The sequence below is a fragment of the Acerihabitans arboris genome (assembly GCF_010131535.1).
Lineage (GTDB): Bacteria > Pseudomonadota > Gammaproteobacteria > Enterobacterales > Enterobacteriaceae > Acerihabitans > Acerihabitans arboris.
The window spans coordinates 72,464-99,189 of sequence record NZ_WUBS01000007.1 but is presented as its reverse complement, the minus strand read 5'-3'; the positions used below and the strand labels follow the sequence as shown (position 1 = coordinate 99,189).

Here is a 26,726-nt window from a genome sequence, read left to right as displayed (position 1 = left end):
AATACCGCAACCCGGCAACCCGGAGTGACGACCATGGCGAATCCCTCTTTTGACCCAGCGGAGGCGCGGCCTTCAGCGCTAGTGCCGGTACCTGCCGGGGAAGGTTTACCGGTGCTGACCGTGAGCGACCTGAGCATCAGCTTCAGCGGGCGCTCGGGCACCCATCAAGCGTTGAACCGCGTCAGCTTTACGGTGAATAAAGGCGAAGTGGTGGCGGTGGTCGGCGAGAGCGGCTCGGGTAAATCGGTGACCTCGCTGGCGGTGATGGGGCTGTTATCGGCGTCGGCGCGCATTGAACGCGGCGATATTGTGTTTACCGATCGCGCCGGGCGCCAACATGCCCTGGCCGGCATGAAGGCCGAGGCCAGGCGTAAGCTGCGCGGCCGCGAAATGGCGATGATTTTCCAGGAGCCGATGTCGTCGCTCAATCCGGTGCTGAAGGTGGTGGACCAACTCACCGAGGCGCTGCTGGACCACGGCCTGTGCGATGCGGCGGCGGCCAGGCGGAAGGCGCGGGAACTGCTGCAAAAGGTGCGTATCGCCGATGTGGATCGGGTGATGGAAAGCTACCCGGGCTCGCTGTCCGGCGGCATGCGCCAGCGCGTGATGATTGCCCAGGCGCTGGCCTGCGATCCGCAACTGCTGATTGCCGATGAGCCGACCACGGCGCTGGACGTCACGGTACAGGCGCGGATTTTACAAATCCTGCGCGACCTGCAGCGGCAAAGCGGTATGGCCGTGCTGTTTATCACCCATGATATGGGCGTGGTGGCGGAAATCGCCGACCGGGTCGTGGTGATGTACCGGGGCGAGGTGGTGGAGCACGGCCCGGTGGGCGCTATTTTTTCGGCGCCGCGGCATCCCTACACCCGCGCCCTGCTGGCGGCGGTGCCGAAACTGGGGGACATGCGCGAGCACGCGTGGCCCAGGCCCTTTCCCATGGTCAACCAGCCGGTCGATGGCGGCGATCATAAAACCGCGCGCTATGGCGGCCCGCCGCTGCTGGACGTGCGCGGCCTGCGCGTTTACTTCCCGGTGCGCAGCGGCATCTTTTCCACGCTCACCCACCATGTCCATGCGCTGGAACAGATCGATTTCAGCCTGTGGCCGGGCGAAACCCTGGCCATTGTCGGGGAAAGCGGCTGCGGCAAATCCACCACCGGCCGCGCCTTGCTGCGCCTGACCGACAGCGATTCGGAGAGCATTCATTTCCAGGGCGAGGAAATCACCCTGTTGTCGAGGAATGCGTTCCAACAGCTGCGCCGCGAGATGCAGATGGTGTTCCAGGATCCCTACGCCTCGTTAAATCCACGCCTTACGGTGGGGTTCACCATCGCCGAGCCGCTGCTGCTGCACGGCCTGGCCGGATCGCTGCAAGAGGCCACGCCGCAGGTGCGGGAACTGTTGTTAAGCGTCGGGCTGCTGCCCGAACACGCCGCGCGTTATCCCCATGAGTTTTCCGGCGGCCAGCGGCAGCGTATCGCCATTGCCCGCGCCATGGCGCTGAAGCCCCGGGTGATTATCGCCGACGAGGCGGTGTCCGCGCTGGATGTGTCGATCCAGGCGCAGGTGATCAACCTGATGATGGAACTGCAGCGCAAAACCGGCGTGGCGTGGATTTTTATCTCGCATGATATGGCGGTGGTCGAACGCATCGCCAATCGGGTCGCCGTGATGTACCTCGGGCGGATTGTCGAGATTGGGCCGCGCCAGGCGGTATTCAATTCCCCCCAGCATCCTTATACCCGCCGTTTATTGTCCTCGGTGCCGGTAGCCGATCCCGCCCTGCGCGGCGAGCGCCGGCCGGATGACAGTGAAATGCCGTCGCCATTGAAAAAAAACGGCGTCAAGGTGTTGAAAACGCGCTATCGCCAGGCCGGCCCGCATCATTGGGTGGCCGATGACGGCGATCCGCCGGGATAAGCCCGTCGTCATGAACAACAACGCAACGGTTTATCGTGCCTGTTTTTTATTAATCAACCTTTTCTGGAGAGATGTCATGAAGTCTTTATGTTGTCGATCAATCCTCGCCATCGGGCTGTCAATGGGCTTGGCCCTGGGCGCCGAGGCGCAGGAGCTGAATATTTCCATGTACGCCGACATTACCGGACTGGACCCGCACGATACTACCGATACGCTGAGCTACTCGATCCAGAGCGGTATTTTTGAGCGCCTGTTCCAGTTCGACAGCCAGATGAAAATCGTGCCGCAGCTGGCGACCGCCTATACCAGCAACGCTATCGCCACCGAGTTCGAGGTGACGCTGCGCCAGGGCGTGACCTTCCAGGACGGCACGCCGTTTGACGCGCAGGCGGTAAAGGCCAATCTAGACCGGCTGGCGGACCAAACCCAGGGGCTAAAGCGCAACAGCCTGTTCAAAGTGATCAAAGCCGTCACCGTGCTGGCGCCGGACCGGGTTAAGTTTGAACTCAACGAACCGTTCGGCGCCTTTATCAATACGCTGGCCCATCCTTCGGCGGTGATGCACAGCCCGCAATCCCTGAAGGATTATCCGCAAGAGGCCCAGTTACGGCTGCACCCGGTGGGCACCGGGCCGTTCACCTTCGCCGAATGGCAGCAGGGCAAGGATGTCAAGCTGGTGAAATATGACCATTATTGGCAACCAGGCTGGCCGAAAGTGGACGGCATCACCTTCTATCCCACCCCGGAAGACTCCACCCAGGTGGCTAAACTGAAGGCCGGCGAGGTGGACGCGGTCTATCCGCTGCCGTCCGATCTGGTGGATACGGTGAAAAACGACGCCAGGCTGGATATCCAGCGCGACGTCGGTATCTACCTTTATTACCTGGCGCTCAATACCCAGCATAAGTCGTTGCAGGATATTCGCGTGCGCCAGGCGATCAACTACGCCATCAACCGCGATATCTGGCTGAAAGTGGGTTTTGCCGGCATGGGCACTCCGGCGGATTCCGCCATGTCGCCGAATGTCCAGTTCCACCAGAAGCAGACCGCGCCGGACTATACCTATAACCCCGAAAAAGCCAAGACGTTGCTGAAAGAGGCCGGTTATGACCAGAGCCAGACGCTGCAATTGTGGGTATCCAATAAGACCAGCGCGGTGCGCAGCGCGCAGTTCCTGAAACAACAGCTCGGCGCGGTGGGGATCCTGGTGAAGGTGGTGCCGATGGACTCGGGCACCCGTAATGATAAATTATGGGGCGTGAGCGACCCGAAAAAAGCCGGGTTTGATCTCTATTACGGCGGCTGGTCGCCTTCCACCGGCGATGCCGACTGGGCGTTGCGTCCGCTGTTTGCCACCGAATCCTGGGTGCCGACCGCCTATAACGTCTCTTATTACAGCAATCCCGCCGTGGACGCCGCCATCATGGCCGGCCTGAAAACCGCCGATCCGGTCGGGCGCGCCACCGCTTACGCCGAAGCGCAGAAACTGATCTGGCAGGATGCGCCGATCGCGTTTCTCGGCTCGCCGGACAACCTGGTGGGCAAAAAGAAAAACCTGTCCGGTGTCTATATGCTGGCCGATGGTTCGCTGGTCTTCGACCAGGCGGAATTCAAGTAAGCCGGTGGAGGCGCCATGTTGACCTATTTTGCCCGACGTATGCTGGAAATGATTCCGGTACTATTGGCGATCTCCTTGTTGGTGTTTGGTTTTATCAAGCTGCTGCCTGGCGATCCGGCGCGTATCTATGCCGGCGACGACGCCTCCCGGGAGGCGGTGGCGGCGGCCCGCGCCCACCTGGGCCTCAACGATCCGCTGCCCCAGCAATACCTGCACTGGCTGGCGGGCGCGTTCAAGGGGGATCTGGGCACCACCTACCGCACCCAGCAGCCGGTAAGCCGGGTGATTTCCGCCGCCTTTATGCCCACCCTGTGGCTGGCGTTGGCCGGTTTTATCTGGTCGGTGCTGCTGGGATTGCTGATTGGCGTGATTTCCGCGCTTAAACGGGGGAAATGGCAGGACTGGGCGCTGATGAGCATGGCGGTCGGGGGCATTTCGATGCCCACGTTCTGGCTAGGTTTGCTGCTGATCCAGTTTGTCGCCATGCCGTTCGGGATTTTTTCCGTCAGCGGGTTTAACCAGCCCGCCGACATCATCCTGCCGGCGCTGACCCTGGGCGCCTCGGTGGCGGCGGTGATGGCGCGCTTTACCCGTTCCGCGTTCCTGGAGGTCGCCCAGGAGGATTACGTGCGCACCGCCCGGTCAAAAGGGCTGCGCAACCGGCTGGTGACCTGGAAACACGTGATGCGCAACGCCCTGATCCCGGTGATCACCATGCTGGGGCTACAGTTTGGCTTTTTGCTCGGCGGGTCGATTATCGTCGAAAGCGTCTTCAGCTGGCCGGGGCTAGGCTGGCTGCTGATCGAGTCGATCAAGACCCAGGACCAGCCGGTTATCCAGGCGCTGGTGATGCTGTTTGTGTTCGAATTTATCCTGATCAACCTGTTGGTGGACCTGCTGTACGCGGTGGTCAATCCGGCGATTCGCTTACGCTAGGAGCTAGCATGAACCTCTCTTCCGATCCGGCCGTCTCAAGCGCGGCCAGCGGCGCCATCCGATCGCCCTGGCATGATTTTATCCATACGTTCCTGGCCAATCCGGTCGCGCTGGTATCCGGCGGCTTTATCCTGCTGCTGGTCCTGGTGGCGGTGTTCGCGCCCTGGCTTGCGCCCTGGGACCCCATGACGCCGGACTGGATGGCGCTGTCCGCGCCGCTTTCCACCGCCCACTGGATGGGCACCGACGATCTTGGCCGCGATGTCATGAGCCGCATCATCTACGGCGCGCGCATCTCGCTATATATCGGCGTATTGTCGGTGACCCTGGGCATGCTGGCCGGCGTGGCGCTGGGGCTGCTGGCGGGTTATTACGGCCGCTGGGTGGATATGCTGATCATGCGGGGATCCGACGTATTGTTCGCTTTTCCCGGCATGCTGCTGGCCATTGCGGTGGTGGCTATCCTGGGGCCGGGGCTGAATAACGTCATTATCGCCGTTGCGGTGTTCAGCGTGCCGGTGTTCGCCCGCATCGTCCGCGCCTCCACGCTGGCGTTAAAACAGACCGCGTATGTGGAGGCGGTGCGCTGCGCCGGCGCGCCGGACCGCATCGTGCTGTTGCGCCATATCCTGCCGGGGACGCTGTCGAACGTGATTGTGTATTTCACCATGCGTATCGGCACCAGTATATTGACCGCCGCCGGCCTGAGTTTTATCGGCCTCGGGCCGGAGCCTGACGTGCCGGAGTGGGGGAATATACTGGCGATGAGCCGTAATATGATGATGGCCGGTTTATGGCACGTCAGCGTGTTCCCGGGGTTGGCGATTTTTGTCACGGTGCTGGCGTTTAACCTGCTGGGCGACGCGCTGCGCGATGCCCTGGACCCAAAACTGGAAACCTGAGGAACGACCATGGACTCCTGGCAACAGGCCCAGATGCAACTGCTGCTGCGCCGCTGGCGGGCCGAACGGCGGCTGGCAACGCCGCGCTTCGCCTGCGGCCCCGGCAATAGCCTTGGCGATGTGCCCGGGGTGCGCGTGGGCCACAGCACGCTGGCGCGGGGCGCCATCCAAACCGGCGTGACGGCGATTGTCCCGCCGGGTGGCAACCTGTTTGTCCGGCCGCTGCCCTGCGGCGCGGCGGTGCTTAACGGTTTCGCCAAGCCGGCGGGATTGGTGCAGATAGCCGAACTGGGCGAGCTGCAAACCCCCATCCTGCTCGGCAATACGCTGGCGGTCGGGACGCTGTTTACCGCGCTGGCGCGCGACGCCATCGACCGCAATCCGGAACTGGGCCGCGCCTTGCCCACCGTTAATCCGCTGGTGCTGGAGTGTAACGACGGCTGGCTGAATGATATCCAGGCGCTGGCGGTGACCGAGGACATGGCGCGCGAGGCGCTGGCGGACGCCGGCCCGGCGTTTGCCCGCGGCAGCGTGGGCGCGGGGCGCGGGATGAGCTGTTTTGGCCTGAAAGGGGGCATCGGCACCGCGTCACGCCCCATTCCGGCGCTGAACGCCACCCTGGGGGTGCTGGTGCTGGCGAATTTTGGCGCGCTTGCCGCCCTGACGCTGGACGGGGTGCGCGTCGGCGAGGCCGTGGAACCCCTGCTGCCGGGGCTGGCGCCGCAGGACGACGCAGGCTCCATCATTATCATCATGGCCACCGACGCGCCGCTGGACGCCCGGCAATTGGGGCGTATCGCCAAACGGGCCGGGGCCGGCCTGGGGCGCCTGGGCAGCTATTGGGGCCATGGCTCCGGCGATATCGCCGTGGCCTTTTCCACCCGCCGCCGGCCGGAACCACCGCCGGACGCGGCGCTCGAGCCGCTGTTGGCCGCGGCGGCGGACGCGACCGAACACGCGGTGCTGGACGCGTTGTTAAGCGCCGACGCGGTAAGCGGTTTTCGCGGGCATTTTCGCCCGTCACTTTGCCAGGTACTGGATCGGCTGGCGCAGGGTTTACCCGATTGAGGACGTGATAATGAAGGTATTTATTTCAGCGGATATCGAAGGCATCGCCGGGGTCATGCGTCCGGAGCAGTGCAGCCCGGGCACGGCGGAGTATCAGTTGGCGCGCGGCCTGATGGAGCAGGAGGTGAACGCGGCCATCGACGGGGCGTTTGCCGGCGGCGCCACCGAGGTGGTGGTGGCGGACAGCCACGCGGCCATGACCAACCTGCGGGCCGGCAATATCGACGAGCGGGCGCGGCTGGTGCAGGGAAAACCGCGCGGTCTGTCGATGGTCGAGGGGCTGGAGCGGCAGCGTTTCGACGGCATGATGTTTATCGGTTACCACAGCGCCGCCGGCGAGTTCGGCGTGCTGGCGCACACCATTAACGGCCGGGCGTTTTACCGGGTTAAAATTAACGGCGAGGCGATGGGCGAGTGCGATATCTACGCCGCCGCCGGCGCCGAATACCACGCCCCGCTGTGGCTGGTCAGCGGTGACGATATGTTGCAGGGCTGGGTGGGGCGTTATTATCCCGGCGCGGAATATGTGTGCGTGAAACGGGCCATTTCACAGCATGCGGCGGAATCCTTAAGCCCCGGGGCCGCGTGCCGCGCCATTCGGGAGCTGGCGGCGCAGGCCGTCGGCCGGGCGGGCAACCGGTGTACGTCACGTATCCAGCCGCCGTACCGACTGGAGCTGATGGCGGCGCGGCCGGTGCTGGCCGATCTGTTCTGCCTGATCCCGGGCGTTGAACGCCTGGACGCGGTGACGGTAGGTTATTCCAGCCTGGCCATGGCCGATATCATCAGCTTGCTGAGCGCGTTTTCCTATCTGGCGACCACGCAAAACTGAGGTTAAGCGGCGCGCGCAGGCATGTCCCGACGCGTGACCCGGCAATTGCCCGCGGCGTCTTTTACCCGGCGCGCGTTGGGGCGCCGGTGCGGCTATACCGTTTTAATCAGTAAACCGCAACAAACTGGCTTGATAATTGCACATGTTAACGGAGATTCCGCCACATGGAGCACAGGCCTGATGCGTTTACGTCATATCGAAGTTTTTCAGGCGATTGTGCAGGCCGGCACAATCAGCGGCGCCGCCCGGTTGCTTAACGTGTCGCAGCCCAATATCAGCCGGGTGCTCGGCCATGCCGAACAGCAACTGGGTTTTGCCCTGTTCGAGCGGCGCGCCCAGGGCATGGTGGCCACCGCAGAGGGATGCCGCCTGCTGCCCGAGGTGCAGGCGCTGTACAGCCAGCTGCAGTCGATTGGCGCCCTGACCGAGCAGATGCGCAAAGGGGAAGGGCAGCTGGTTCGCCTTGGCGCGGCGCATGCGTTCGGCCAAATGGTGGTGGCGCCGGCCATGGTGGCGTTTCACCAGCAGTCGGCGCTGGTCAACGTCGAGCTGGTCACGGAGCATTTCAGCACGCTGTGCCGGGATATCCTGGAAAACAGGCTCGATTTTGCCCTGGTCTTCGGCCAGCAGGTGTCCGGCGAGCTGCTGGCCGAGCCGCTGTTCCAATCGTCTATGGTGGCGCTGCTGCCCAGGGACAGCCGGGTCGAAGGCCCGGTTTCCCTAACCTGGCTGTATGAAAACAACCTGCTGATGATGCAAAGCCAGGATCCCCTGGGACAGGTGCTGCACCGGGCCCTGCGCCAGCAGGCCCTCAAGCCCGCGGGATCGCTGTATATCAAGACCTATTCGGTGATTGCCGATATGGTGCTGGCGGGCGGCGGCGTGGGGGTGGTCGATTTGTTTACCGCCCGCCGCTACGCCGATCAGCTGAAGATTTTACCCATCGCCGAACCCTTGCCGTTTGAAGTCATGCTGATAAGCCGCCGCGACCACGCCCAGTCACGGGCGGTCGCGCGGCTCAAGCAGGTGATCAGGAACAAGCTGGGGCACATCGCCCGCGAGAGCGAGGCGCGGTTCATGATTCCGGCGACGGCAGATGCGTGCTGTGCAACTGATTATTCAGCCGGTGACGCTCGAGCGCAAGCTCCACCAGGGTGGTAATCAACTGCGCGTAGCTTATGCCGCTGGCTTCCCATAGTTTAGGGTACATGCTGATATTGGTAAAGCCGGGCAGGGTATTGACCTCGTTGATGATGGCGTCGCCGGCGGGGGTGAGGAATAAATCCACCCGGGCCATGCCCTGGCACTCCAGCGCCTGGAACGCCTTGATGGCGATGCCGCGAATGCGCTCGTTGACCGCGGTGGGGATATCGGCGGGGATGGCCACCGTCGCGCCCTGCTCATTAATATATTTGGTCTCGTAGGTATAGAACTCGTCGCTGAGGATAATCTCGCCGCACAGGCTGGCCCGCGCCTGCTCGTTACCCAACACCGAGCATTCAATCTCGCGGCCGGTGATGGCTTCCTCCACCACGACTTTATGGTCGTAGCGAAAGGCCAGCTCCACCGCCCGGTGATACTCGGCTTCGTTGCCGACCTTGCTGACGCCGATGGACGATCCCTGGTTGGCCGGCTTGATAAACAACGGCAGACCGAGCCGGGCGATCACCGAGCTGAAATCATGGCGGCCGATGTTGGCCCGGGTGAGGGTAACAAACGGCGCCACCGGCAGGCCGGCGTCGCGCAGCAAGCGTTTGGCGACATCCTTATCCATGCACATCGCCGACCCCAGCACGCCGCTGCCGACAAACGGGATATTGGCCATGCGCAGCAGGCCCTGCAGCGAACCGTCCTCGCCGAGCGTGCCGTGGACGATGGGGAAAATCACATCCAGCTGGTCCAGCGCGCCGGCGTTATGGCTTTCGATAAGCTGGTGGGAGGCCTGGCCCGGCACCAGCGCCACGTTGGTGGTAGAGGGATTAAGGGCGATGCGCGCCGGGTTTTCCTGGTTAAGCAGGTAATCCGAGGCGTCGTTGACATGCCAGATGCCCTGTTTATCAATGCCCAGCAGCGTGACATCAAATCTTTCCCGATCGATATTTTCAACGATATTTTTTGCCGATTGCAAGGAGACTTCGTGCTCGGCAGATTTACCGCCAAAAATGACGCCTACCCGAATCTTTGCCATACGCTGGTTCCTTTGGATTCCTGGGTTGTCGGAACATCCGGCCCTATTGTCGTTGAAAAGTCAACGTCCTGCTGCGATTATCCTGCACTTGCACACAATTATCGTTAAACACCAGCACAAATTTTTTGCTCCAAGCGCCGTCCGCGCCACAAGCCAGCAGGCGTCCGCCGCCGAGCGGCGTCAGCGACGCCTGCAATGCCGCCGGGCCGATGCCCATTTCCAGACGATCGCCGGTAATCACCAGTTCGCTGCGATATTGTGCATGACGCCAGGCGCCCTGAGCCCGTTGCAGGCAGGCGTCGGGCGCAACCGGGTACAACACGCGCGGCACGTGCCCAATCTCGCCGCGGATCGCCGCGCCGTCGTGGAACAGGCGCATCGGCAGGTGGGCGGTCAGCGAACGGGCCACGCCGGGCTCCCCGCTGGGATACAACGTTTGGTCCGCGCCCATCCATGTGACGCTGTCACTCTTAACCTCCAGCCAATCGCCGCCGGTTAACGCCGCGTACCGGCCGGGGCGCAGGTCGTGGCCCGGCGCGGGCAGGGGCTGCCCATGCAGCGCCGACATCACCGCCAGCGCGGCGGGGTAACCGGCCACGTCGTCGCGATTAGCCAGCATCGCCATGCCGGTTTTGCCCGATCTATCGAGCAAAAAATAGCTTTTGTAACCGAGATGGGAGCCGCCGTGTCCTACCCAATCCCGGTTGCCGATCCGGCTGTGGGCGATGCCGAGGCCATAGTCGGTCGGCCTGCCGTCCGCCAGGAAACGCGGGGCGCAGAGCCGGTCCAGCACGCCCCGGCCCGGGCCGCTATCGGCCAGCAGCGACTGTAGCCAGACGGTAAGATGGCGCGCGCTGCCCATGACGCTGCCGGCGGCGGAAAGATGCAGCCCGGCGCCGGCCAGCTGCCAGCCCTGCGGGCCGAACCAATACCCCGGCGCCAGCCCGGGCACGACATCGAACCAGGTTTCCGGCGCCCGCAGGGCAATGTCCAGCGGTTGGCAAATATGGCGCCGCAATATATCGTTAAAGCCGATGCCCCGGGTTCTCAGGGCTTCCTCCACCAGGCGGTAGCCGGTATTGGTGTAGGATATTTCGCCGCCGGCCGGGTAGTTGAGCGTGGTGAGCCCGGCGAGGAACTCCAGCGCCGCCGCCGCGCCGACCGGCTGGAAGGCCGAGATGCCCAGCAGCGACAGCGTCTCGCGCGCATCGGGCAAACCGGAGGTCATGTCCAGCGCCTGGCCGACGGTTACCCGGCGCTGCGCGCCGCGCAGCTGCGGCAGATGACGCGCCAGCTCGTCGTCCAGCGCCAGCATCGGTCGCGCAATGCCGGCGGCAGGCGCCTCGTCCAGCGGCGGCACCTGTCCCGCAAGGCCGGTAACCAGCGCGGCGAACAGATGTTTGCTCACCGAGGCAAAGTGCGTCACGCTATCGAGGCTAAACGGCTCACCGCGCGCCAGGTCCGCCAGGCCGCCGCAGGCCACCGATTGGATGCGTTCGCTGTCGAACAGTACGATGGCGCCCCCCGGCTCGCCCGGCCGTGCCCATTGCGCCGCGATGGCCGCCGCCGCCGCGCCGGCGCGTTGCCAGTCCGGTCGCGCTGCGCGCCCGCTCATACCGGCTCCTCCAGGCTCATGCTTAGCGTAAAGAGTTCGGCGGTATGCGGATGCCGGATACGCCCGGCGCGCAAATCATCGGCGCTGAGCTGTTCCACCATCTCGCCGTTTTGCATCACGCCGAGGCGCTGGCACAGGTGGGTGACCACCGCCAGGTTATGGCTGACCATGATAAAGGTCAGACGGCGGCGCGCGCGCAGATCGGTCAGCAGGTTAAGGATTTCCGCCTGTACCGACACATCCAGCGCCGAGGTGGGCTCGTCAAGCAGCAATACGTCCGGCTCGGCAATCAGGGCGCGGGCTATCGCCACCCGCTGGCGCTGGCCGCCGGACAGCTGATGGGGAAAACGAAAGCGGACCGCGGGCGGCAGGCCGACCTCGGCCAGCGCCTGGGCAATGCGCTGTTCGGCCCGATCGAAACCATGCACCAGCAGCGGTTCGTGCAGGATGCGATCGACGGTCTGGCGCGGATGCAGCGACCCGTAGGGATCCTGGAACACCATCTGCACCCGGCGGAAGAAGCGGCGATCCCGCCTGGGCATCAGCGCTTCGCCGTCAAAGGACATGCCGCCGGACCAGTGCGGATTCAGCCCGGCCAGCGCGCGCAGTATGGTGGATTTGCCCGAACCGCTTTCACCGACGATGCCGAAGCTGGCGCCGCCGGCCACGGTAAAGGAGACCCCTTTCACCACGTCGGTATTACCGAAGGCTATGCGTAATTTATCCAAAACAATCATGATGGGTTCCAGGCGACGTCGCGCGTCATCACCGGCAGGCGCGCCCGGGGATGGCGCAGGGACGGCAGGCATTCCAGCAGGCCGCGCGTATAGGGATGGACGGCCCGCGTCAAATCGCCGGCCGCCAGGGTTTCGACGATGCGGCCGGCGTACATTACCGCCACCCGATGGCAAAAATGCGATACCAGCGGCAAATCATGGCTGATCAGGATCAGCCCCATGCCGCGATCCGAAACCAGCACGTCAATCAGCCGCAGGATCTCGGCCTGCACCGTGGCGTCCAGCGCGCTGGTCGGCTCGTCGGCAATCAGCAGTTCCGGATCGGGCGCCAGCATCATGGCAATCATCGCCCGCTGGCCCATGCCGCCCGACACCTCGTGCGGATAACGTTTCGCCGCCTGCTGCGGGTCACGGATCTGCACCTGCTCAAGCAGCCCGATGGCCGCCGTCATGGCCTGGCGCCTGCCGCCGCCCTTATGGGCGCGCCAGGATTCGGCCACCTGCTGGCCGATGGTCATCACCGGATTAAGTGAATACTTAGGATCCTGCAGGATAAAGCCGACCCGCCTGCCGCGCACTTTGCGCATGGTTTTTTCATCGGCGCCGCGCAGGTCGATGCCGTCGAACATCAGCTTATCGGCCTGGCAGCGCGCGTTGCCCGGCAATAGCTGCATCAGGCTGCGCGCGGTGAGTGATTTGCCGGACCCGCTTTCGCCGACGATGGCGAATTTTTCCTTGTCCATGGCAAAGGAAACGCCGCGCACCGCCTCGACCGCGCCGCCTTGCCGGGCAAAGGAGATACGCAGGTTTTCTATTTCAACCAGCATGTTAGCGCTCCTTGGGGTCGAGGACGTCGCGCAGACCGTCGCCGAGAAAATTAAACGCCAGCGAGGTGACAAAAATAGCCACGCACGGCATCAGCGGCACCCACCATTCGCTGAACAGGAAACGCCGGGCGGTGGCGATCATGGTGCCCCATTCCGGCGACGGCGGCTGCGCGCCCATGCCCAAAAATCCCAGGCTGGCGGCGGTAATGATAATCGCGCTCATATCCAGGGTGATGCGCACGATAAGGCTGGGAATACACAACGGCATGACATGGCGCAGGATAATGCGCAGCGGCGTCGCGCCGGTCAGGCGACAGGCGGCGATAAAGTCGCTGTGGCGCAATTGCATCGTTTCCGCCCGCGCCAGCCGCGCATAGGGCGGCCAGGCGGTCAGCGCAATGGCCAGCACCGCGCTCTCGATGCCGGGTTTCAGCGCGGCGACAAACGCCAGCGCCAGGATCAGGCGCGGAAACGCCAGGAAGATATCGGTTACCCGCATCAGCGCTTTATCCAGCCAGCCGCCGGCGTAGCCGGCAATACAGCCGATAAGCAGGCCGAGCGGCGCAATCAGCGTCACCACCGCGCACACCATGCCGAGCGTGGTGCGCCCGCCGAACAGGATGCGGGTATAGATATCGCGTCCCAGTTCATCGGTGCCCAGCCAGTGGCCGGCAGAGGGGCGCGCCAGGCGGTTGGCCAAATCCTGGAAACCGGCGTCATAAGGCGTCAGCCAGGGGGCGGCCAGCGAGAGCGCCATGACCACGATAATGATCAGCAGCCCGGTCAGCGCCATCGGATTGGCGCGCAGTCCCAGCCACATGCGGTAACGGCGGCTCCATACCGCCTGGCGGCGGGTGGCGGGGGTATCGTCGAGCAGCCAGGCTCGTGCGGCGGAAAGCGTCATTTTACGCGGGGATCCCAAAGTCGGTAAAGAATGTCGGCCAGCAGGTTGAGCACCACATAGACACAACCGACGATAAGCGTGGCGCCGATCACCGGGTTCATATCGGCGTTCATCAATGAGGTGGTGAGATACTGCCCCAGGCCGGGCCAGGCGAAAACGTTTTCGGTAATCACCGCCCCTTCCAGCAGGCCGGCATAGGTCAGCGCCAGCACGGTGATCAACTGCACCGCCACGGTGGGAAAGGCGTGGCGCCAGATAACCCTGGCCGACGACAGGCCCTTGGCGCGCGCGGTAATCACAAATTCGCCGCCGAGCGCGTTCAGCATAAAGGTGCGGGTCATGCGGGTGATATAGGCCATGCTGAAGTAGGCCATGATCAATACCGGCTGCACCATATGCGCCAGCGCGTCGCGGAAGGCGTCGTAATCGCCGGCCAGCAGCGAATCGACGGTCAGCAGCCCGGTTACCTGCGGCACCATATCCTGGAAGATGATATCCTGCCGCCCCGGGCCGGGCGCGATGCCCAGCACCGCGTAAAAAATAAGCAGGCTCAGCAGCGCCAGCACAAACACCGGCAGCGAATGACCGGCCAGGCAGACCACGCGGATGGCCTGGTCGATGCCTTTTCCCTGCCGCACCGCCGCCCAGACGCCGAGCGGGACGCCAAGCAGCGTCGCGACCATCACCGCCGCGGTCGCCAGCTCCAGCGTCGCCGGGAAAAAGCGCGCAATATCGGTCAGCACCGGATTGGAGGTCAGCACCGAACGGCCTAAATCCCCGTGCAGCAGCTGATTGAGGTAATGGCCGAACTGATACCATAAGGGACGGTCCAGCCCCATTTCCTGCCGCACCCTTTCCACCACCGCCTGCGGGGCATTATCGCCCACCGCCGCCAGCACCGGGTCGGTCGGCATCACCCGGCCGATGAAAAAAGTCAGCAGCGCCAGCCCGAACAGCGTGAGCAGCAGGCTGCCGAGGGTATTCACCATAGATTTTAACGCCGGCATCAGGTTTTTTGCACCTTCTCGTACGGGCTATCGAGCAGCACGCTTATCTGCACGCCGCTGACGTTTTTGCGGCAGGCGGCGGTGATTGACTCCTGTAGCAGCTCGGTAAACGGACTGTTTTCGCGGTGCTCGCGCTGCAACTGCTCATAAAGCGCGATACGCTTCTGGCCGTCGGCTTCGTGCAGCGCCTGCGCGGTCAGCTCGTTAAACCGCGGATTGGACCACGCGCAGCGCCAGGCCAGGGTACGGTTGCGCGCGCCGTCGCCATTGTCGGTATTGACGCAGAAGGCTTCGGTATTGGAATTGGGATCGAAATAATCCGCGCCCCAGACCGTCAGGGCCAGCTGCTGCTGGCGGGCGCGCATCTTGGTCAGCACCTGACGGTTTTCCGCCGCAATCAGCTCGACCCTGATGCCGATGGCGCCAAGCTGGGTCTGTATCGCCTGGGCAATATCCGGGCCAGGCTGCGGGGAGTAATGATCGAGGGTAATGTCAAAGCCATCGGCCAGGCCGGCGTCGGCCATCAACGCCCTGGCCTTGGCGACATCCCGGTGGAACGGGGTATCGTCCAGCGCCGCCGGGAATCCCTTGGGCAGGAAGCTCTGATGCACTTCATGGGTCAGCGGGACGATGTTTTTCTGGATGCCGTCATAATCCAGCGCCCATTTGATCGCCTGCCAGACCTGCGGTTTGGCCAGGTGCTCGTGGGCGGTATTACAGGATAAATGCATGATGCGCGATACCGGCTGGCGCACCAGGTGGAAATTGCCGTCCTGCGACAGCGGCCGCAGCTGCTCGGTGGTCAGGTTGCGCGCAATGTCCACGTCGCCCTTTTGCAGCATCAGCAGCTGGGAGGAGGGGTCGATAATATGCCGCAGGATGATGCGTTTGATCTTGCCGGCCAGCGGGGAGTTGGGGTTGCTCTCCAGGATCACGCTTTCGCTGGCTTTCCAGGCGCGCAGGGTAAAGGGGCCGGAGCCGGCGCTGTGCTGTTTGATCCAGCCGTTGCCCAAATCGTTGCCCTGCTGGTTGGCCAGGGCCAGGGATTTTTGCACGATGCTGCCGACCCGCGCCGACAGGCAGTACAACAGGAAGGTTTCCGCCGCCGGCTGGTCGGTATTGATTACCAGGGTATGGGCATCGACCGCCTTGATATGCCCGGCGACGTTGTCCTTGGTAAACCCGAACTGGTTGATGATAAACGCCGGGCTTTTATCCAGCATCACCACCCGCTGGAGGGAAAATGCGGCGTCCTCGGCGGTTACCGGGCTGCCGTCGGCAAATTTGGCCGCCGGATCCAGATGGAAGGTAAAGGTTTTGCCGTCGTTGCCGACGTCCCAGCCTGTTGCCAGCTCGCCGATGATTTCATCGGCCTTGGCCGGGTTGGGGGCGACCAGGCGCTGATATAAATTGCCGCAGATTTCGTTGCCGGTCCCCTCGAAGCTTTCATGGGGATCCAGGCTGGTCATATTGTCGAGCTGCATCGCCATCACCAGGATCGAGGCGGGGGTGGCGGCAAACGCCGACTCCAGGCTGAGATAGGACAGGAAGGGTAGCGCGCCGGCGCCGGCGATAAAATGTCTTCTGGTAAGCATACTGACTCCTAATATATTGATAAATAATGTTATTATGGGTTTATTTTACCATTTTCCGCTTGACATTCCTTTATGCGGCGGGCTCTACTGTGGATATCGCCTAACCTCCACGCACGGATTGTCTCGGCCCACCGCACCCGTTTGGTGCGCGCCCGCGTCATCACGGGGCGGGAGCCGGCCGAACCGCCAAAAATTGCACCGGAATAATAATTTATGTCCGTAACAGCGCCGCAAATACCCGACATCATGCCCATCTTTGACGGCCACAACGACGTGCTGTGCCGTTTATGGCGCGCACATCCCGAAAATGCGGTTGAAAGCTTCCTGAGCGGCCCCGCGGCCGGTCAGATGGATTTACCGCGCATCCGCCGGGGGGGGCTGGCGGGCGGCTTATTTGCCACCTGGGTGCCCTCGGTATCAAATGCAGCAAAAAGCGCGCCAGATCTGCTTGATTTCACTAATATTCCCGTCGCGCCGAACATGGAGTCGGCGCGGGAAACGACCTTTGCCATGCTATCCCTGCTGCTGCGCATCGAAGCGGCCTCGGGCGGGCGGGTGAAAATTTGCCGCAGCGCGGCGGAAATCCGCGACGCCATGGCGCGGGACGTGCTGGCGGTGGTGATGCATATCGAAGGGGCGGAGGCGCTGGATCCCGATCTGCATCTGCTTGACGTGCTCCACCAGGCGGGGTTGCGCACCCTGGGGCCGCTGTGGAGCCGGCCGAATATCTTCGGCCACGGCGTGCCGTTCCGTTTTCCTTCCTCGCCGGATACCGGGCCGGGACTCACCGCCGCGGGCCTGCGGCTGGTGCGCGCCTGCAATGCCAAACGCATTATGGTGGATGTCTCGCATATGGATGAAAAGGGGTTCTGGCAAACGGCCGGCATTTCCGACGCGCCGCTGGTCGCCAGCCATTCCAATGCCCATGCGCTGTGCGCGCAGTCACGCAACCTGACCGACGCCCAGTTGGCGGCGATCCGCGAGCGCAACGGTTTTGTCGGGGTCAACTTCGGCACCATGTTCCTGCGCCAGGACGGCAAGAAGGCGCCGGACGCCACGGTGGATGAGATTGTGCGGCACGTGGATTACCTGCTGGACGCGCTGGGGGAAGACGGCGTGGGGTTTGGCTCGGATTTTGACGGTACCACCCTCCCTGCCGATCTTAAGGACGTGGCCGGCCTGCCGGTGCTGGTGGCAGCATTACAGCGTCACGGATATGATTGGCCGCTGTTGCGAAAAATCTGTTATGGCAACTGGCTCAGGGTGCTGGAAGCCACCTGGGGCGGGTAATGCCGGGCAGGACCCGGCGTGCGGCACCCTTGCCGCCGGACTGGCCGCCCGCGCCGCGCGGCGGCCAGCACCGGGTCACCATGAGGCGCTTACGCCGTCATGCCGGCCTATTCATCACCGTAAGGCGCCCGCGCGGTGTCGCCTTCCCCCAGAGTCGGTTGCCACAGTACCTGCAGGTTGTCGACGGGTTCGCCCTCGATCAACGCACAGGTCATGGCGGCAATCTGTTTCCCCACCTCGGCGCGGGTCGCCTGCAAGATCGGCGTAACGTTGCGGGTCACCAGGCTGTCGGCGGGCAGCCCGTCATAGGCAATCAGCGAAATCCTGTCCAGCAGGCCCGCCTGCTGCAGCGCATTGGCCGCCCCCTCGCCGTGCATATTACAATCGGTGATAATGGCGGTCGGCGGGGAGGGCAACGCCAGTAAACGCTGGGTGGCGAGAAAACCGTCGCGCCGGTTGGCCTCGGCCTCCAGGCAATACGCCTGCGGCACCGGCAGCGCCGCCTGCGCCATGCCGTCCAAATACCCCCGCGGCCGCTGCTTGACATAGGTCTGGCGGTTGCTGCTGCCCAGCCAGGCGATGCGGCGGTGGCCGAGGGCCGCCAGCCGGGCGACCGCCAGCCGGCTGCCGGCGTGGTTATCAAAGTCGAACCAGGCGTACTGCTGCGCCAGTTCACTGCGCCCCAGCGCCAGGAACGGCAAATGGATGTGTTTGACCAGCAGTTCGCCAACTTTTTCACCTCATTTTTTGCGACCAAGCAGCAGGGCACCGAAATCTTCGGATTTGTCACCACCGGCGGCGAGATCCTTAACGCGGCCATTATGTTCTGCGCGCCGTTTATCATCAGCAAGATCGGCAGCAAAAATGCCCTGCTGCTGGCGGGCCTGATTATGTCGACGCGCATCATCGGCTCGGCGTTTGCCACCAGCGCGGCGCAGGTGGTGGTGCTGAAGATGCTGCATATGTTTGAAGTCCCCTTCCTGCTGGTGGGATCGTTTAAATACATCACCCAGGTATTTGACGTGCGCTGCTCCGCCACCGTCTATCTCATCGGTTTCTGCTTCAGCAAACAGCTGTCGATGATCTTTATGTCCTACTTTGCCGGCCAGCTGTACGACCAGTTGGGCTTTAAACCGACCTACATGGCGCTGGGCGCCGTAGTGCTGACCTTTACCCTGGTTTCGGCATTCACCCTCTCCGGCCGGCGGCCGGCCGGATTAACCGGCAAGAGCCGTGTCGTCGAATCCTAAACACGTTATTGGTATTGAATCTTGGGAGAACCGGATGGAAACCTCGGTGATACTGCTGCGAAGTTGTCGCGTAAGCCTGTTGGTACGCTGCGCGCCTTATCCAGAAGTGGATCCGTTGACGGCCGACGCCGCTGAGCAGTAGGGTTTTAGCCGTTATATCGCGTTGCATAAACGGCTGCGCCCCCTGCTGCACGGCGGCCGTGCGTTCCGTCTGGACGCCAACCAGCCCGATCAACCGATCCTTGGGGTGGTGGCCGATGACCAAACCGAAGCGGTGGTGCTTATCTGCCAGCGCCAGCTGCCGGAGTATGCGCTGAGCGGCAACCTGCGCATTCCCTATCTCAACCCGGTCGGGCGATACCGGCTGGAGATCCTGGATATGCCGCAGAGCTTTCACCAGCCGCGCAATCATACCATGAAGCGGTATCCCGCCTGGTTTGACAGCCAATGCGTGCTCAGCGGTGAATGGCTGGAGAAGGTGGGCTTCGCACTACCGGTATTGGATCCGGAATCCGCGCTGCTGCTGTTCAGGCAGGAGTGACCGGGTTATCGCGGGGGGTTACTCGGGCATGGCGGAAGAGTGGTGGGACGAAATTTTCCAGTTCCGGCCGTCCCAAAAATAGGTAAACGTATAACGGGCGGAAACCGTGGATTTATCTTTAAACGTGAAGGTATAGGTACCGACATCGATCGCTTTGTTGCAGCCGATGCGGATTGTGCGGGTATCTATTTTGCCCACCGGCTGTTTGGCCAGGAAGTGTTTAAAGTAGTCGATGCGTTCGGCGTCGGTGAGCCGGACTTGATTGGATACCGTCGGCAGCAATACTGCGTCGCTGAGATAGTTCTCCGATACTTTCCTGGCATCGCCGGTTTTCAAGGAATCATTCCAGCGGTCAAACAGCTTTTCAACCTGCTGTTTATCGATTTTAGCGCACTGGGGCGCTTTCTCAGCCAGTGCTGCGGTGGAAAACAGTGCCATTGACAAGACGAGCGCGTTGGTCTTTTTCATAAAATTTCCGTAAGTTATCCTGGTGTTGGGCCAGTCAAACTACCAATAATTTCATTTGAAAACTATTTTTATATAATATTATAACTCATTAAAACTATATCCAAATATTAACCATCGGCAGCCGTGTCATGGCGATCATTTGGGATTGCCGTCGAGATCCAGGTAAAACCTGCGCCGCCGGTCGGCCCAGAGGAGGCCTTCGCCGCCCGGTGCGTCATGTTCCGCGCCGCCGAGATGGGGGAGAGCATGATCATGATGCCGAGCAGGCCGACGACCACGCCCGCCCAGCGCGAAGGGCGCACCACCTCGCCCAGCAGGCAGGCGGCCAGGATAACGGTAAACAACGGGGCGGTGTAACTCAGGGCGGTGACGTCGGCCAGGGAAATATAAGCCAGGGCAAGATAGTCAAAATACATCCCGCCGCTACCTGAAAAACCGCGAATCAAATGACCGCCGATATTGCCGCCCAGCCTGGTCAGCCAACGGGTCTCGGTGATAAAAAACAATACCCTCGGTTATGTGATTAATGTTCCCGAACTGACGTTTGCCGCCAACCAGGTGAACAACCAACTGCTGACCAAACACTTCGAGGTGTTTGGCATCGTGGCGCTGGGCTATTACGTTATCTGCCTGAGCCTGAGCCTGAGCCTGAGCCTGAGCCTGAGCCTGAGCCTGAGCCTGAGCCTGAGCCTGAGCCTGAGCCTGAGCCTGAGCCTGAGCCTGAGCCTGACCCGGTTGGCGAGCTACCTTGAACAGCGCATCGCGCGCCGGCGTCTTAACCAACCGCCGGCGGTCGCGCGGGCCGATCCGCTGTTGTCGCCCAAATCCTGATAACACAGAGGCTTTCGATGATCCCGATGATTTTGTTTAACCAGGTCAATAAATGGTATGGCGAATACCAAGCCTTGACCGACCTGAGCGCGGAGATCAAAAGCGGGGAAGTGGTGGTGATCTGCGGGCCGTCCGGCTCCGGCAAGTCCACGCTGAGCCGTACGGTCAATCGCCTGGAGCCTATCGGGCAAGGGCAAATCCTGTTCGACGGCGTCGATATCCACGGCACCAGCACCCGCCTTAATCAACTACGTACCCGCATCGGTTTTGTGTTCCAGAGCTTTAACTTATTCCCGCATATTTCCGTTATCGACAATATTATGCTGTCGCCGGCCAAGGTGCTGGGAGTGAAGCGTTCGCAGGCGCGACGGCATGCGGTCGAGCTGCTCGACCGGGTGGGGCTGGCCAATAAAGCCAACGCCTATCCGGCCCAGCTTTCCGGCGGTCAACAACAGCGGGTGGCCATTGCCCGCGCGCTGGCGATGAACCCCCCGGTGATGTTGTTCGATGAGCCCACCAGCGCGCTGGACCCGGAAATGGTCGGCGAAGTGCTCAATGTCATGCGGGGCCTGGCCAACGAAGGCATGACCATGATGTGCGTCACCCATGAGATGAACCTTGCCCGCGAGGTGGCCGATACCATCTGGTTCATGGATGAAGGGCGAATTCTCGAAAAAGCCGCGCCGGCGGCCTTTTTTACCGCGCCCCGGCACCCGCGCGCGCAGCGCTTCCTGGCCGATTTGCGCCAGCATTGACCGGCGCGCATCAAGATCGGGCGCGGGCGCGCGACCCGATTGAGGCTATCGCCGCCGACCGGCCATTTTTCTGCCGCGCCGCCGCCAGCCGACGGCTAGGATCGCAAACCACAGCGGCGTGGCCAGCAGGGCCTGGCGGGTATCTTCCCGCAGCGTCAGCAACGCCAGCACAAAAAGAAAGAACGCCATGCACACCCAGCACATCACCTTGCCCAGCGGCATTTTAAAGTGCGACTCGCGGTGACGCTGCGGATGCTGTTTACGGTAAGCGAGGTAGGAACAAAGGATCATCGTCCAGACAAACATGAACAGAATGGCGGAAACCGTGGTCACCAGGGTAAACACCGTCATGACGTTGGGGATCAGGTAGATAAGCGCCACCCCGATCGCCAGGCACAGGCAGGAGAACATCAGGCCGTTGGTCGGCACGGCGCGCCGGGACAGCAGGGCAAAGCGCCGGTGGGCCACGCCCTGTTCCGCCAGGCCGTACAGCATGCGGCTGGTGGAAAACATACCGCTGTTGGCCGAGGAGGCCGCGGACGTCAATACCACGAAATTCACCACGCTGGCGGCGGCCGGCAGGCCGGTCAGCATAAACATTTCAACAAACGGGCTACGCTCCGGCACCACGCTATCCCAGGGCGTCACCATCATGATGGCCATCAGCGCCAGCACATAAAACATAATCACCCGGATGGGAATGGCGTTGATGGCGCGCGGCAACACCTTATGCGGATTGTGGGTTTCCGCCGCGGTGGTGCCGACCAGTTCAATGCCGACAAAGGCGAAAACCGCGATTTGGAAACCGGCAAAAAAGCCGCTGGGTCCCTGGGGAAACAGGCCGCCGTGCTGCCAGATATTCGATAGCGACGCCGTGCCGCCGGCCGGGGAAGGGTAGTGCACCGCCGCCAGCGCGATGCCGGTGGCGATCAGGGCGACAATCGCAATGATTTTCACGATGGCAAACCAGAATTCCAGCTCGCCGAACAGCCTGACGGTGGCGATATTCAGTGAAAAGAACACCGCCAGGCACAGCAGGGCGCCCATCCAGACGGAGAATCCGGGAAACCACAGCTGGAAATAAGCGCTGATGGCCACCACGTCGGCAATGCCGGTGACCACCCAGCAAAACCAGTAGGTCCAGCCGGTAAAATAACCCGCCCACGGGCCGAGCAGGTCGGCGGCGAAATCGCTGAAGGATTTATATTCCAGGTTGGAGAGCAGTAGCTCCCCCATGGCGCGCATCACGAAAAACAGCATAAAACCGATGATCAGATACACAAAGATAATCGAGGGCCCGGCCAGGCTGATGGTTTTGCCGGATCCCATGAACAGGCCGGTGCCGATGGCGCCGCCGATGGCGATCAGCTGGATATGGCGGTTGTTCAGGTTACGCTGGAGCGTATCCGGCTCCTCCGCGGTTAAATGGTTCTCTGTCGAATGATCAACCATATAGACATATTCCTGTCAGTGATATTGTGCGGCTCTACTGGCCGATATAGATTCAGTCGTAACGCTGGTTTGCTGAGATACCTGCGGGTATAGGCGCCGGTATAAGTGCCGGCATAAGATAGTGCAATACCGTGGCGGGGGGTAATGATTTTTTCGCCGGAACGGCGGGGAGGCGGGGCGGCATCATGGCCACCGGCCATGATGTCCTGGCGTTCAAGGCAGCGCGTTAAGCAATAACACCAAAAAAAACAGGAAAGCGCACGCCAGGGCTAAATGGATATCCACATCGAAGTTAAGACGCATTGCCGTCACCTTATGCCGTAAAGTATTGAGCGTAATTTGCCGCCGGTACGGCGGATCATCGCCGCGGCCCGCGACCGGGAGGCGCCTGTGAAATACGCCGCCACGCGCCGGCGGGCGCAGGGATAAAGCATAAATTGTGCCATCCCGGCTTTTTCGGCAATATGGCCGGTCATACCTGATTTCCTCTATTTAATGGGATATTTCTCCCGCTTACCCGCGTATTTATTTCCCACGGCATGGATAAAACCGCGCCGCCGGCGTGACGCGATGCATTTTTGCATCGGAATAATTCACGGATGTATTTTACCGCGATAAAAAATAGCGCCGCGCAGGGGACGCGGCACGCGATTGGCGGGGTTGTTTTCGACGTCCTCCCGGCTGAAAGGCCTATTGAATATGAGGTCATGATAGTAACCCGGCCCGCTTATCCTGGTTATCGCCATATTGGCACCCTTTATGCTTTTAGCTTTACGGCCGCCGGTTTAATAGCCTCAGACGGCAGACGTCGTGATGAAGAAGAATGATTAAATCCGGCAAGGATGGTTAAAAATTACGTGCTGTTTTTGAATTATTTAGCAAGGGGCTGGCATGAGCTGTTCACGTCGTAGTTTTATTCGGGGGATAGGCGGGGCGATATTGGTCACCTATCCCGTCCATCGTTTTTTGGCCGGGACGTTATCCCGGCAAACCATTGTCATTGATAACGTTCGCTACGGCATGCTCCACGACGAAACCCGGTGCATCGGCTGCAAAGCCTGCGTGGTGGCCTGTCATAACATCAATAATGTGCCGGCCGGGGTTACCCGGGTGGATATCGTGGATAACGGCACCTGGCAGGATCAGGGCAAAACCCAAAAACAGTTTGCGCGTAAATCCTGCCAGCATTGTGATAACCCGCCCTGCGTCGAGGTTTGTCCTACCGGCGCGTCGTATAAAGATGCCAAGACCGGCATCGTCGACGTTGATGCCAATCGCTGCGTGGGATGCCGCTATTGCCTGGCCGCCTGTCCTTACCATGTGCGCTTTATCCATCCGGTGACCAAAACCGCCGATAAATGCAATTTCTGCCGGGATACCAACCTGGCGAAAGGCAGGCTGCCGGCCTGTGTCGCGGTGTGCCCGACCAAGGCGTTAACCTTCGGCAACCTGGACGATCCCGATAGCGAGATTGCCAAGGCCATTGCCGGCAGGACGGTATACCGCTCAAAAATCCATCTTGGCACCGCGCCCAAGCTGTACCACATCCCGGGCAAGTTCGGAGAGATCCCGCAATGAACAATGCGTTTCATTTCGCCACCCTCGTATGGGACTGGCCGATCGCCATTTACCTGCTGCTGGTGGGGATATCGTCCGGCATGGTGATTATCGCGGTGCTGCTCAAGCGGCGTATTCCCCCGGCGGAAGTCGCCGACGACATCATTATCAGGGCGGCCACGGTCATCGCCCCCCTGGCCGTGATGCTGGGGCTGGCTATCCTGATCTTTCACCTGGCCCGCCCCTGGACGTTCTGGTATCTCATGATCTACTACAACCCTCGTTCGGTGATGTCGCTGGGGGTCATGCTGTTCCAGGTCTACATGGTGATCCTGATGCTCTGGATCCTGAATATTTATCATAAAAATTTTACCGGCAACGGCCGGTACGCGCGGGCGGCGCGGTATATCGGCCGGTTTAACGTGCTGTTGGACACCCTGGTGGCCGCGCTGGCGATACTGTTGGGCGTTTATACCGGTTGCCTGCTGCTGGCGCTGAAATCCTATCCGTTGCTGAATAATCCTATCCTGCCGCTACTGTTTTTAACCTCCGGACTGGCCTCGGCGCTGGCCGTGGCCACCTTATGCCGCGGCATATTCTTTAACGGGCCGGCGCCGTCGTCCCTGCCGCTCCTGCAGCGGTTTGAAAAGCCCTTGATCTGGGTGGAGCTGTCGCTGCTGATGCTGTTTTTCCTCGGCCTGTTTTACGGCGGGGAGAAAAAACACCTGGCCGCGCTGACCGCGTTGCAGGGCTTTTGGGGCGCGATATTCTGGGCCGGCATCGTTGGCTGCGGCATCGTGTTGCCGCTGTTGCTTAACCTGCTGTGCAACAGCCGCTTCAGGCATCGCCGGGGCTTTCTGCTGGCCACCGCGGGGATAGGCTTGTGCAGCGTGTTGCTATTAAGAATGTTTATCCTGTACGCCGGCCAGATGGTGACGGCATGATGAACAACGCCACACCACTGCTGTCCATTGCCTCAATCACCTTCTTTATGCAGTCAATGGATACCACCATGCTGTATCTGGCCATTCCCACCATGGCGGTATCGTTACACCAATCCATATTAAACATGGGCATCCTGGTCGGCGCCTATTTGCTGACGGTGGTGATGTTCACCCCGGTCAGCGGCTGGCTGAACGATACCTTCGGCTACCGGCAAACCTATCTGTTGGCCCTGGCGTTGTTTGCCGCCGGTTCCTGTCTTTGCGCCGCGTCCGGTTCGCTGTTCGCCATCAGCGCGTCGCGCGTTATCCAGGGCATCGGCGGTGGATTAATGTTGCCGGCCGTTAGGGTGGGCATGCTTAAAAGCATCGCGCCGCGGCGGAAACTGGCCGCGCTGAACAAGATGACATTGCTCGGCCTGCTGGGCACCCTGGCCGGGCCGCTGGTCAGCGGCCTGTTGGTGATGCATTTTTCCTGGCGCCTGATTTTCCTGATCAACCTTCCCCTCTGCCTGGCCTGTTTTTTCCTGGCCAGGGCGCATATGCCGATAAAGATGCGGGACAGCGGCGATTTTGACCTCAGGGGCTTTTTGCTGATGACCCCCGCCATCATCCTGCTGATGCTGGGCTTCTATGGCATGGGCAGGCCGGGTGTTCCGGCCGTCTGGATAATGGCGTCGTTTGCCCTGGCCCTGTTATTGGTCCATCTTTATAGAAAGTATTATATAACCACGCCCGATCCGTTATTTTCGTGGTCATTATTCCGCCACCGCACCTTTGCCATCGGCATCGCCGGCAACATTGGCGTGCGGATCTTCCTGGCCTCGGTTCCCCTGGCGTTATCCCTGATGCTGCAGCTGGAATTCAATTACCCGCCGCCGGCGGTGAGCTACATCATGCTGTCGTTTGCCTTGGGCGCGCTGCTGGCCCGTTTTTTACTGCGCCGGATATTGGCGCGGCTGGGATATCGCCGCCTGCTGCTGGCGACCACGGGCCTGACGGCGGCGGCCCTGTATTCCCTGACCTGTCCGTTATTGACCGCGTCGTTATCATTAATCGCGCTGTTGATCATGGTCGTCGGCATGCTGAGCTCGGTGCTCTATGCCGCAATGAATACGCTGACATTCAGCGACCTGACCGACGATACCTATAATACCGGCAACAGCCTCCTGACGCTGAGCCAATTATTGTCGGTCATTATCAGCGTGGCCTTTACTTTTTCGTCACTACGCTATTTAAGGGATGCCGGCAGCCTGGGCGGGATGGACGCGTACCATGCCTTGTTTTCATTAATGGGGCTGGGTTTATTGCTGTGCTGTTTTATTTTCCTGAGGCTGGAAAATAACGACGGCGATGGGTTTATCCAGGGGGTCGAGAAACTACCGGATCCAAAACAGGTCATTAACTAAAGGTATCACTATTTTCATAAGTTTATTTATATCCTGATGATATCAGGCAATACCTTATGGTTGGTAAACCTGCCCAATGT

At 61.4% G+C, this 26,726-nt stretch carries 23 protein-coding genes and 3 pseudogenes; 15 read left to right on the top strand and 11 right to left on the bottom strand.

Annotated features, from left to right (window positions below; all coding sequences use genetic code 11):
- The first annotated feature begins 33 nt into the window (after positions 1–33).
- The 7 genes from GRH90_RS11140 to GRH90_RS11110 all read left to right on the top strand — a co-directional run bounded on the left by GRH90_RS11140 (position 34) and on the right by GRH90_RS11110 (position 8,440).
- Positions 34–1,923, top strand: a complete 1,890-nt coding sequence (locus tag GRH90_RS11140) for an ABC transporter ATP-binding protein (RefSeq protein WP_162366021.1) — start codon at positions 34–36, stop codon at positions 1,921–1,923.
- Between the two features lie 76 nt (positions 1,924–1,999).
- A complete protein-coding gene (locus GRH90_RS11135; protein WP_162366020.1) occupies positions 2,000–3,541 on the top strand; it encodes a glutathione ABC transporter substrate-binding protein in 1,542 nt (513 codons plus the stop codon).
- 15 nt (positions 3,542–3,556) lie between these two features.
- Positions 3,557–4,477, top strand: a complete 921-nt coding sequence (locus tag GRH90_RS11130) for an ABC transporter permease (RefSeq protein ID WP_162366019.1) — start codon at positions 3,557–3,559, stop codon at positions 4,475–4,477.
- Positions 4,478–4,485: 8 nt separating this feature from the next.
- Complete coding sequence (locus tag GRH90_RS11125) at positions 4,486–5,379, top strand: ABC transporter permease subunit (RefSeq protein ID WP_162366018.1); 894 nt, start codon at positions 4,486–4,488, stop codon at positions 5,377–5,379.
- A gap of 9 nt (positions 5,380–5,388) precedes the next feature.
- On the top strand, positions 5,389–6,447 hold the full coding sequence (locus GRH90_RS11120; RefSeq protein ID WP_162366017.1) for a DmpA family aminopeptidase: 1,059 nt from the start codon (positions 5,389–5,391) through the stop codon (positions 6,445–6,447).
- A 10-nt stretch (positions 6,448–6,457) separates the two neighbouring features.
- Positions 6,458–7,279: a M55 family metallopeptidase gene (locus GRH90_RS11115; protein WP_162366016.1), complete on the top strand. Its 822-nt coding sequence runs from the start codon at positions 6,458–6,460 to the stop codon at positions 7,277–7,279.
- A gap of 180 nt (positions 7,280–7,459) precedes the next feature.
- The gene (locus GRH90_RS11110) at positions 7,460–8,440 is read left to right on the top strand and encodes a LysR family transcriptional regulator (protein ID WP_162366015.1); all 981 of its coding nucleotides are present in this window, start codon (positions 7,460–7,462) and stop codon (positions 8,438–8,440) included.
- On the opposite strand, the gene ddlA is transcribed toward GRH90_RS11110, so the two are convergent.
- Genes ddlA through GRH90_RS11075 form a run of 7 tightly spaced genes read right to left on the bottom strand, consistent with a single transcriptional unit; the run spans position 8,355 to position 16,152 of the window.
- Positions 8,355–9,467 (bottom strand): D-alanine--D-alanine ligase, encoded by a 1,113-nt coding sequence (ddlA, locus tag GRH90_RS11105; RefSeq protein ID WP_162366014.1) that lies wholly within the window; start codon positions 9,465–9,467, stop codon positions 8,355–8,357. The genes GRH90_RS11110 and ddlA overlap by 86 nt on opposite strands.
- Positions 9,468–9,510: 43 nt before the next feature.
- A complete protein-coding gene (locus GRH90_RS11100; RefSeq protein ID WP_162366013.1) occupies positions 9,511–11,082 on the bottom strand; it encodes a serine hydrolase domain-containing protein in 1,572 nt (523 codons plus the stop codon).
- Positions 11,079–11,819, bottom strand: a complete 741-nt coding sequence (locus tag GRH90_RS11095) for an ABC transporter ATP-binding protein (RefSeq protein ID WP_162366012.1) — start codon at positions 11,817–11,819, stop codon at positions 11,079–11,081. Before GRH90_RS11095 ends, GRH90_RS11100 begins: the two co-directional genes overlap by 4 nt.
- Complete coding sequence (locus GRH90_RS11090) at positions 11,816–12,646, bottom strand: ABC transporter ATP-binding protein (protein WP_162366011.1); 831 nt, start codon at positions 12,644–12,646, stop codon at positions 11,816–11,818. Before GRH90_RS11090 ends, GRH90_RS11095 begins: the two co-directional genes overlap by 4 nt.
- Position 12,647: 1 nt before the next feature.
- A complete protein-coding gene (locus GRH90_RS11085; RefSeq protein ID WP_162366010.1) occupies positions 12,648–13,550 on the bottom strand; it encodes an ABC transporter permease in 903 nt (300 codons plus the stop codon).
- Entirely contained in the window at positions 13,547–14,557 is a 1,011-nt protein-coding gene (locus GRH90_RS11080; RefSeq protein WP_162366009.1) for an ABC transporter permease, read from the bottom strand. The genes GRH90_RS11085 and GRH90_RS11080 overlap by 4 nt, the downstream gene beginning before the upstream one ends.
- Positions 14,557–16,152, bottom strand: coding sequence for an ABC transporter substrate-binding protein (locus tag GRH90_RS11075; protein WP_162366008.1), 1,596 nt, complete (start codon positions 16,150–16,152; stop codon positions 14,557–14,559). Before GRH90_RS11075 ends, GRH90_RS11080 begins: the two co-directional genes overlap by 1 nt.
- A gap of 213 nt (positions 16,153–16,365) precedes the next feature.
- Here GRH90_RS11075 and GRH90_RS11070 point away from each other — a divergent pair, with 213 nt between their 5' ends.
- Positions 16,366–17,442, top strand: a complete 1,077-nt coding sequence (locus GRH90_RS11070) for a dipeptidase (protein WP_162366007.1) — start codon at positions 16,366–16,368, stop codon at positions 17,440–17,442.
- 107 nt (positions 17,443–17,549) lie between these two features.
- On the opposite strand, the gene GRH90_RS11065 is transcribed toward GRH90_RS11070, so the two are convergent.
- A complete protein-coding gene (locus GRH90_RS11065; RefSeq protein ID WP_246235991.1) occupies positions 17,550–18,143 on the bottom strand; it encodes a substrate-binding domain-containing protein in 594 nt (197 codons plus the stop codon).
- Positions 18,144–18,146: 3 nt separating this feature from the next.
- Between GRH90_RS11065 and GRH90_RS11060 the strand changes: the two are divergent.
- Positions 18,147–18,692 (top strand): annotated as a pseudogene (locus tag GRH90_RS11060) (oligosaccharide MFS transporter); the annotation flags it as partial.
- 163 nt (positions 18,693–18,855) lie between these two features.
- The gene (locus tag GRH90_RS11055) at positions 18,856–19,233 is read left to right on the top strand and encodes a GH36 C-terminal domain-containing protein (RefSeq protein ID WP_246235989.1); all 378 of its coding nucleotides are present in this window, start codon (positions 18,856–18,858) and stop codon (positions 19,231–19,233) included.
- Between the two features lie 18 nt (positions 19,234–19,251).
- On the opposite strand, the gene GRH90_RS11050 is transcribed toward GRH90_RS11055, so the two are convergent.
- The gene (locus GRH90_RS11050) at positions 19,252–19,701 is read right to left on the bottom strand and encodes an SgcJ/EcaC family oxidoreductase (RefSeq protein ID WP_162366006.1); all 450 of its coding nucleotides are present in this window, start codon (positions 19,699–19,701) and stop codon (positions 19,252–19,254) included.
- A 232-nt stretch (positions 19,702–19,933) separates the two neighbouring features.
- Positions 19,934–20,162: pseudogene (locus GRH90_RS26240) on the bottom strand (EamA family transporter); the annotation flags it as partial.
- Positions 20,163–20,166: 4 nt separating this feature from the next.
- Between GRH90_RS26240 and GRH90_RS26675 the strand changes: the two are divergent.
- Together GRH90_RS26675 and GRH90_RS11035 are read left to right on the top strand one after the other, a co-directional pair.
- Positions 20,167–20,532: pseudogene (locus tag GRH90_RS26675) on the top strand (hypothetical protein); the annotation flags it as partial.
- A 17-nt stretch (positions 20,533–20,549) separates the two neighbouring features.
- Positions 20,550–21,287, top strand: a complete 738-nt coding sequence (locus GRH90_RS11035) for an amino acid ABC transporter ATP-binding protein (protein ID WP_162366004.1) — start codon at positions 20,550–20,552, stop codon at positions 21,285–21,287.
- 45 nt (positions 21,288–21,332) lie between these two features.
- Here the strand turns inward: GRH90_RS11035 and cycA are convergent, their stop codons facing one another.
- Positions 21,333–22,739 (bottom strand): D-serine/D-alanine/glycine transporter, encoded by a 1,407-nt coding sequence (gene cycA / locus GRH90_RS11030; RefSeq protein WP_162366003.1) that lies wholly within the window; start codon positions 22,737–22,739, stop codon positions 21,333–21,335.
- A gap of 891 nt (positions 22,740–23,630) precedes the next feature.
- Between cycA and GRH90_RS11025 the strand changes: the two genes are divergently transcribed.
- Genes GRH90_RS11025 through GRH90_RS11015 form a run of 3 tightly spaced genes read left to right on the top strand, consistent with a single transcriptional unit; the run spans position 23,631 to position 26,646 of the window.
- Complete coding sequence (locus tag GRH90_RS11025) at positions 23,631–24,317, top strand: 4Fe-4S dicluster domain-containing protein (RefSeq protein ID WP_162366002.1); 687 nt, start codon at positions 23,631–23,633, stop codon at positions 24,315–24,317.
- Positions 24,314–25,240 carry a cytochrome c nitrite reductase subunit NrfD gene (gene nrfD, locus GRH90_RS11020; RefSeq protein WP_162366001.1) on the top strand — a complete coding sequence of 309 codons (927 nt, stop codon included), beginning with the start codon at positions 24,314–24,316 and terminating at the stop codon, positions 25,238–25,240. Before GRH90_RS11025 ends, nrfD begins: the two co-directional genes overlap by 4 nt.
- On the top strand, positions 25,237–26,646 hold the full coding sequence (locus GRH90_RS11015; protein WP_162366000.1) for an MFS transporter: 1,410 nt from the start codon (positions 25,237–25,239) through the stop codon (positions 26,644–26,646). The genes nrfD and GRH90_RS11015 overlap by 4 nt, the downstream gene beginning before the upstream one ends.
- Positions 26,647–26,726: the final 80 nt, after the last annotated feature.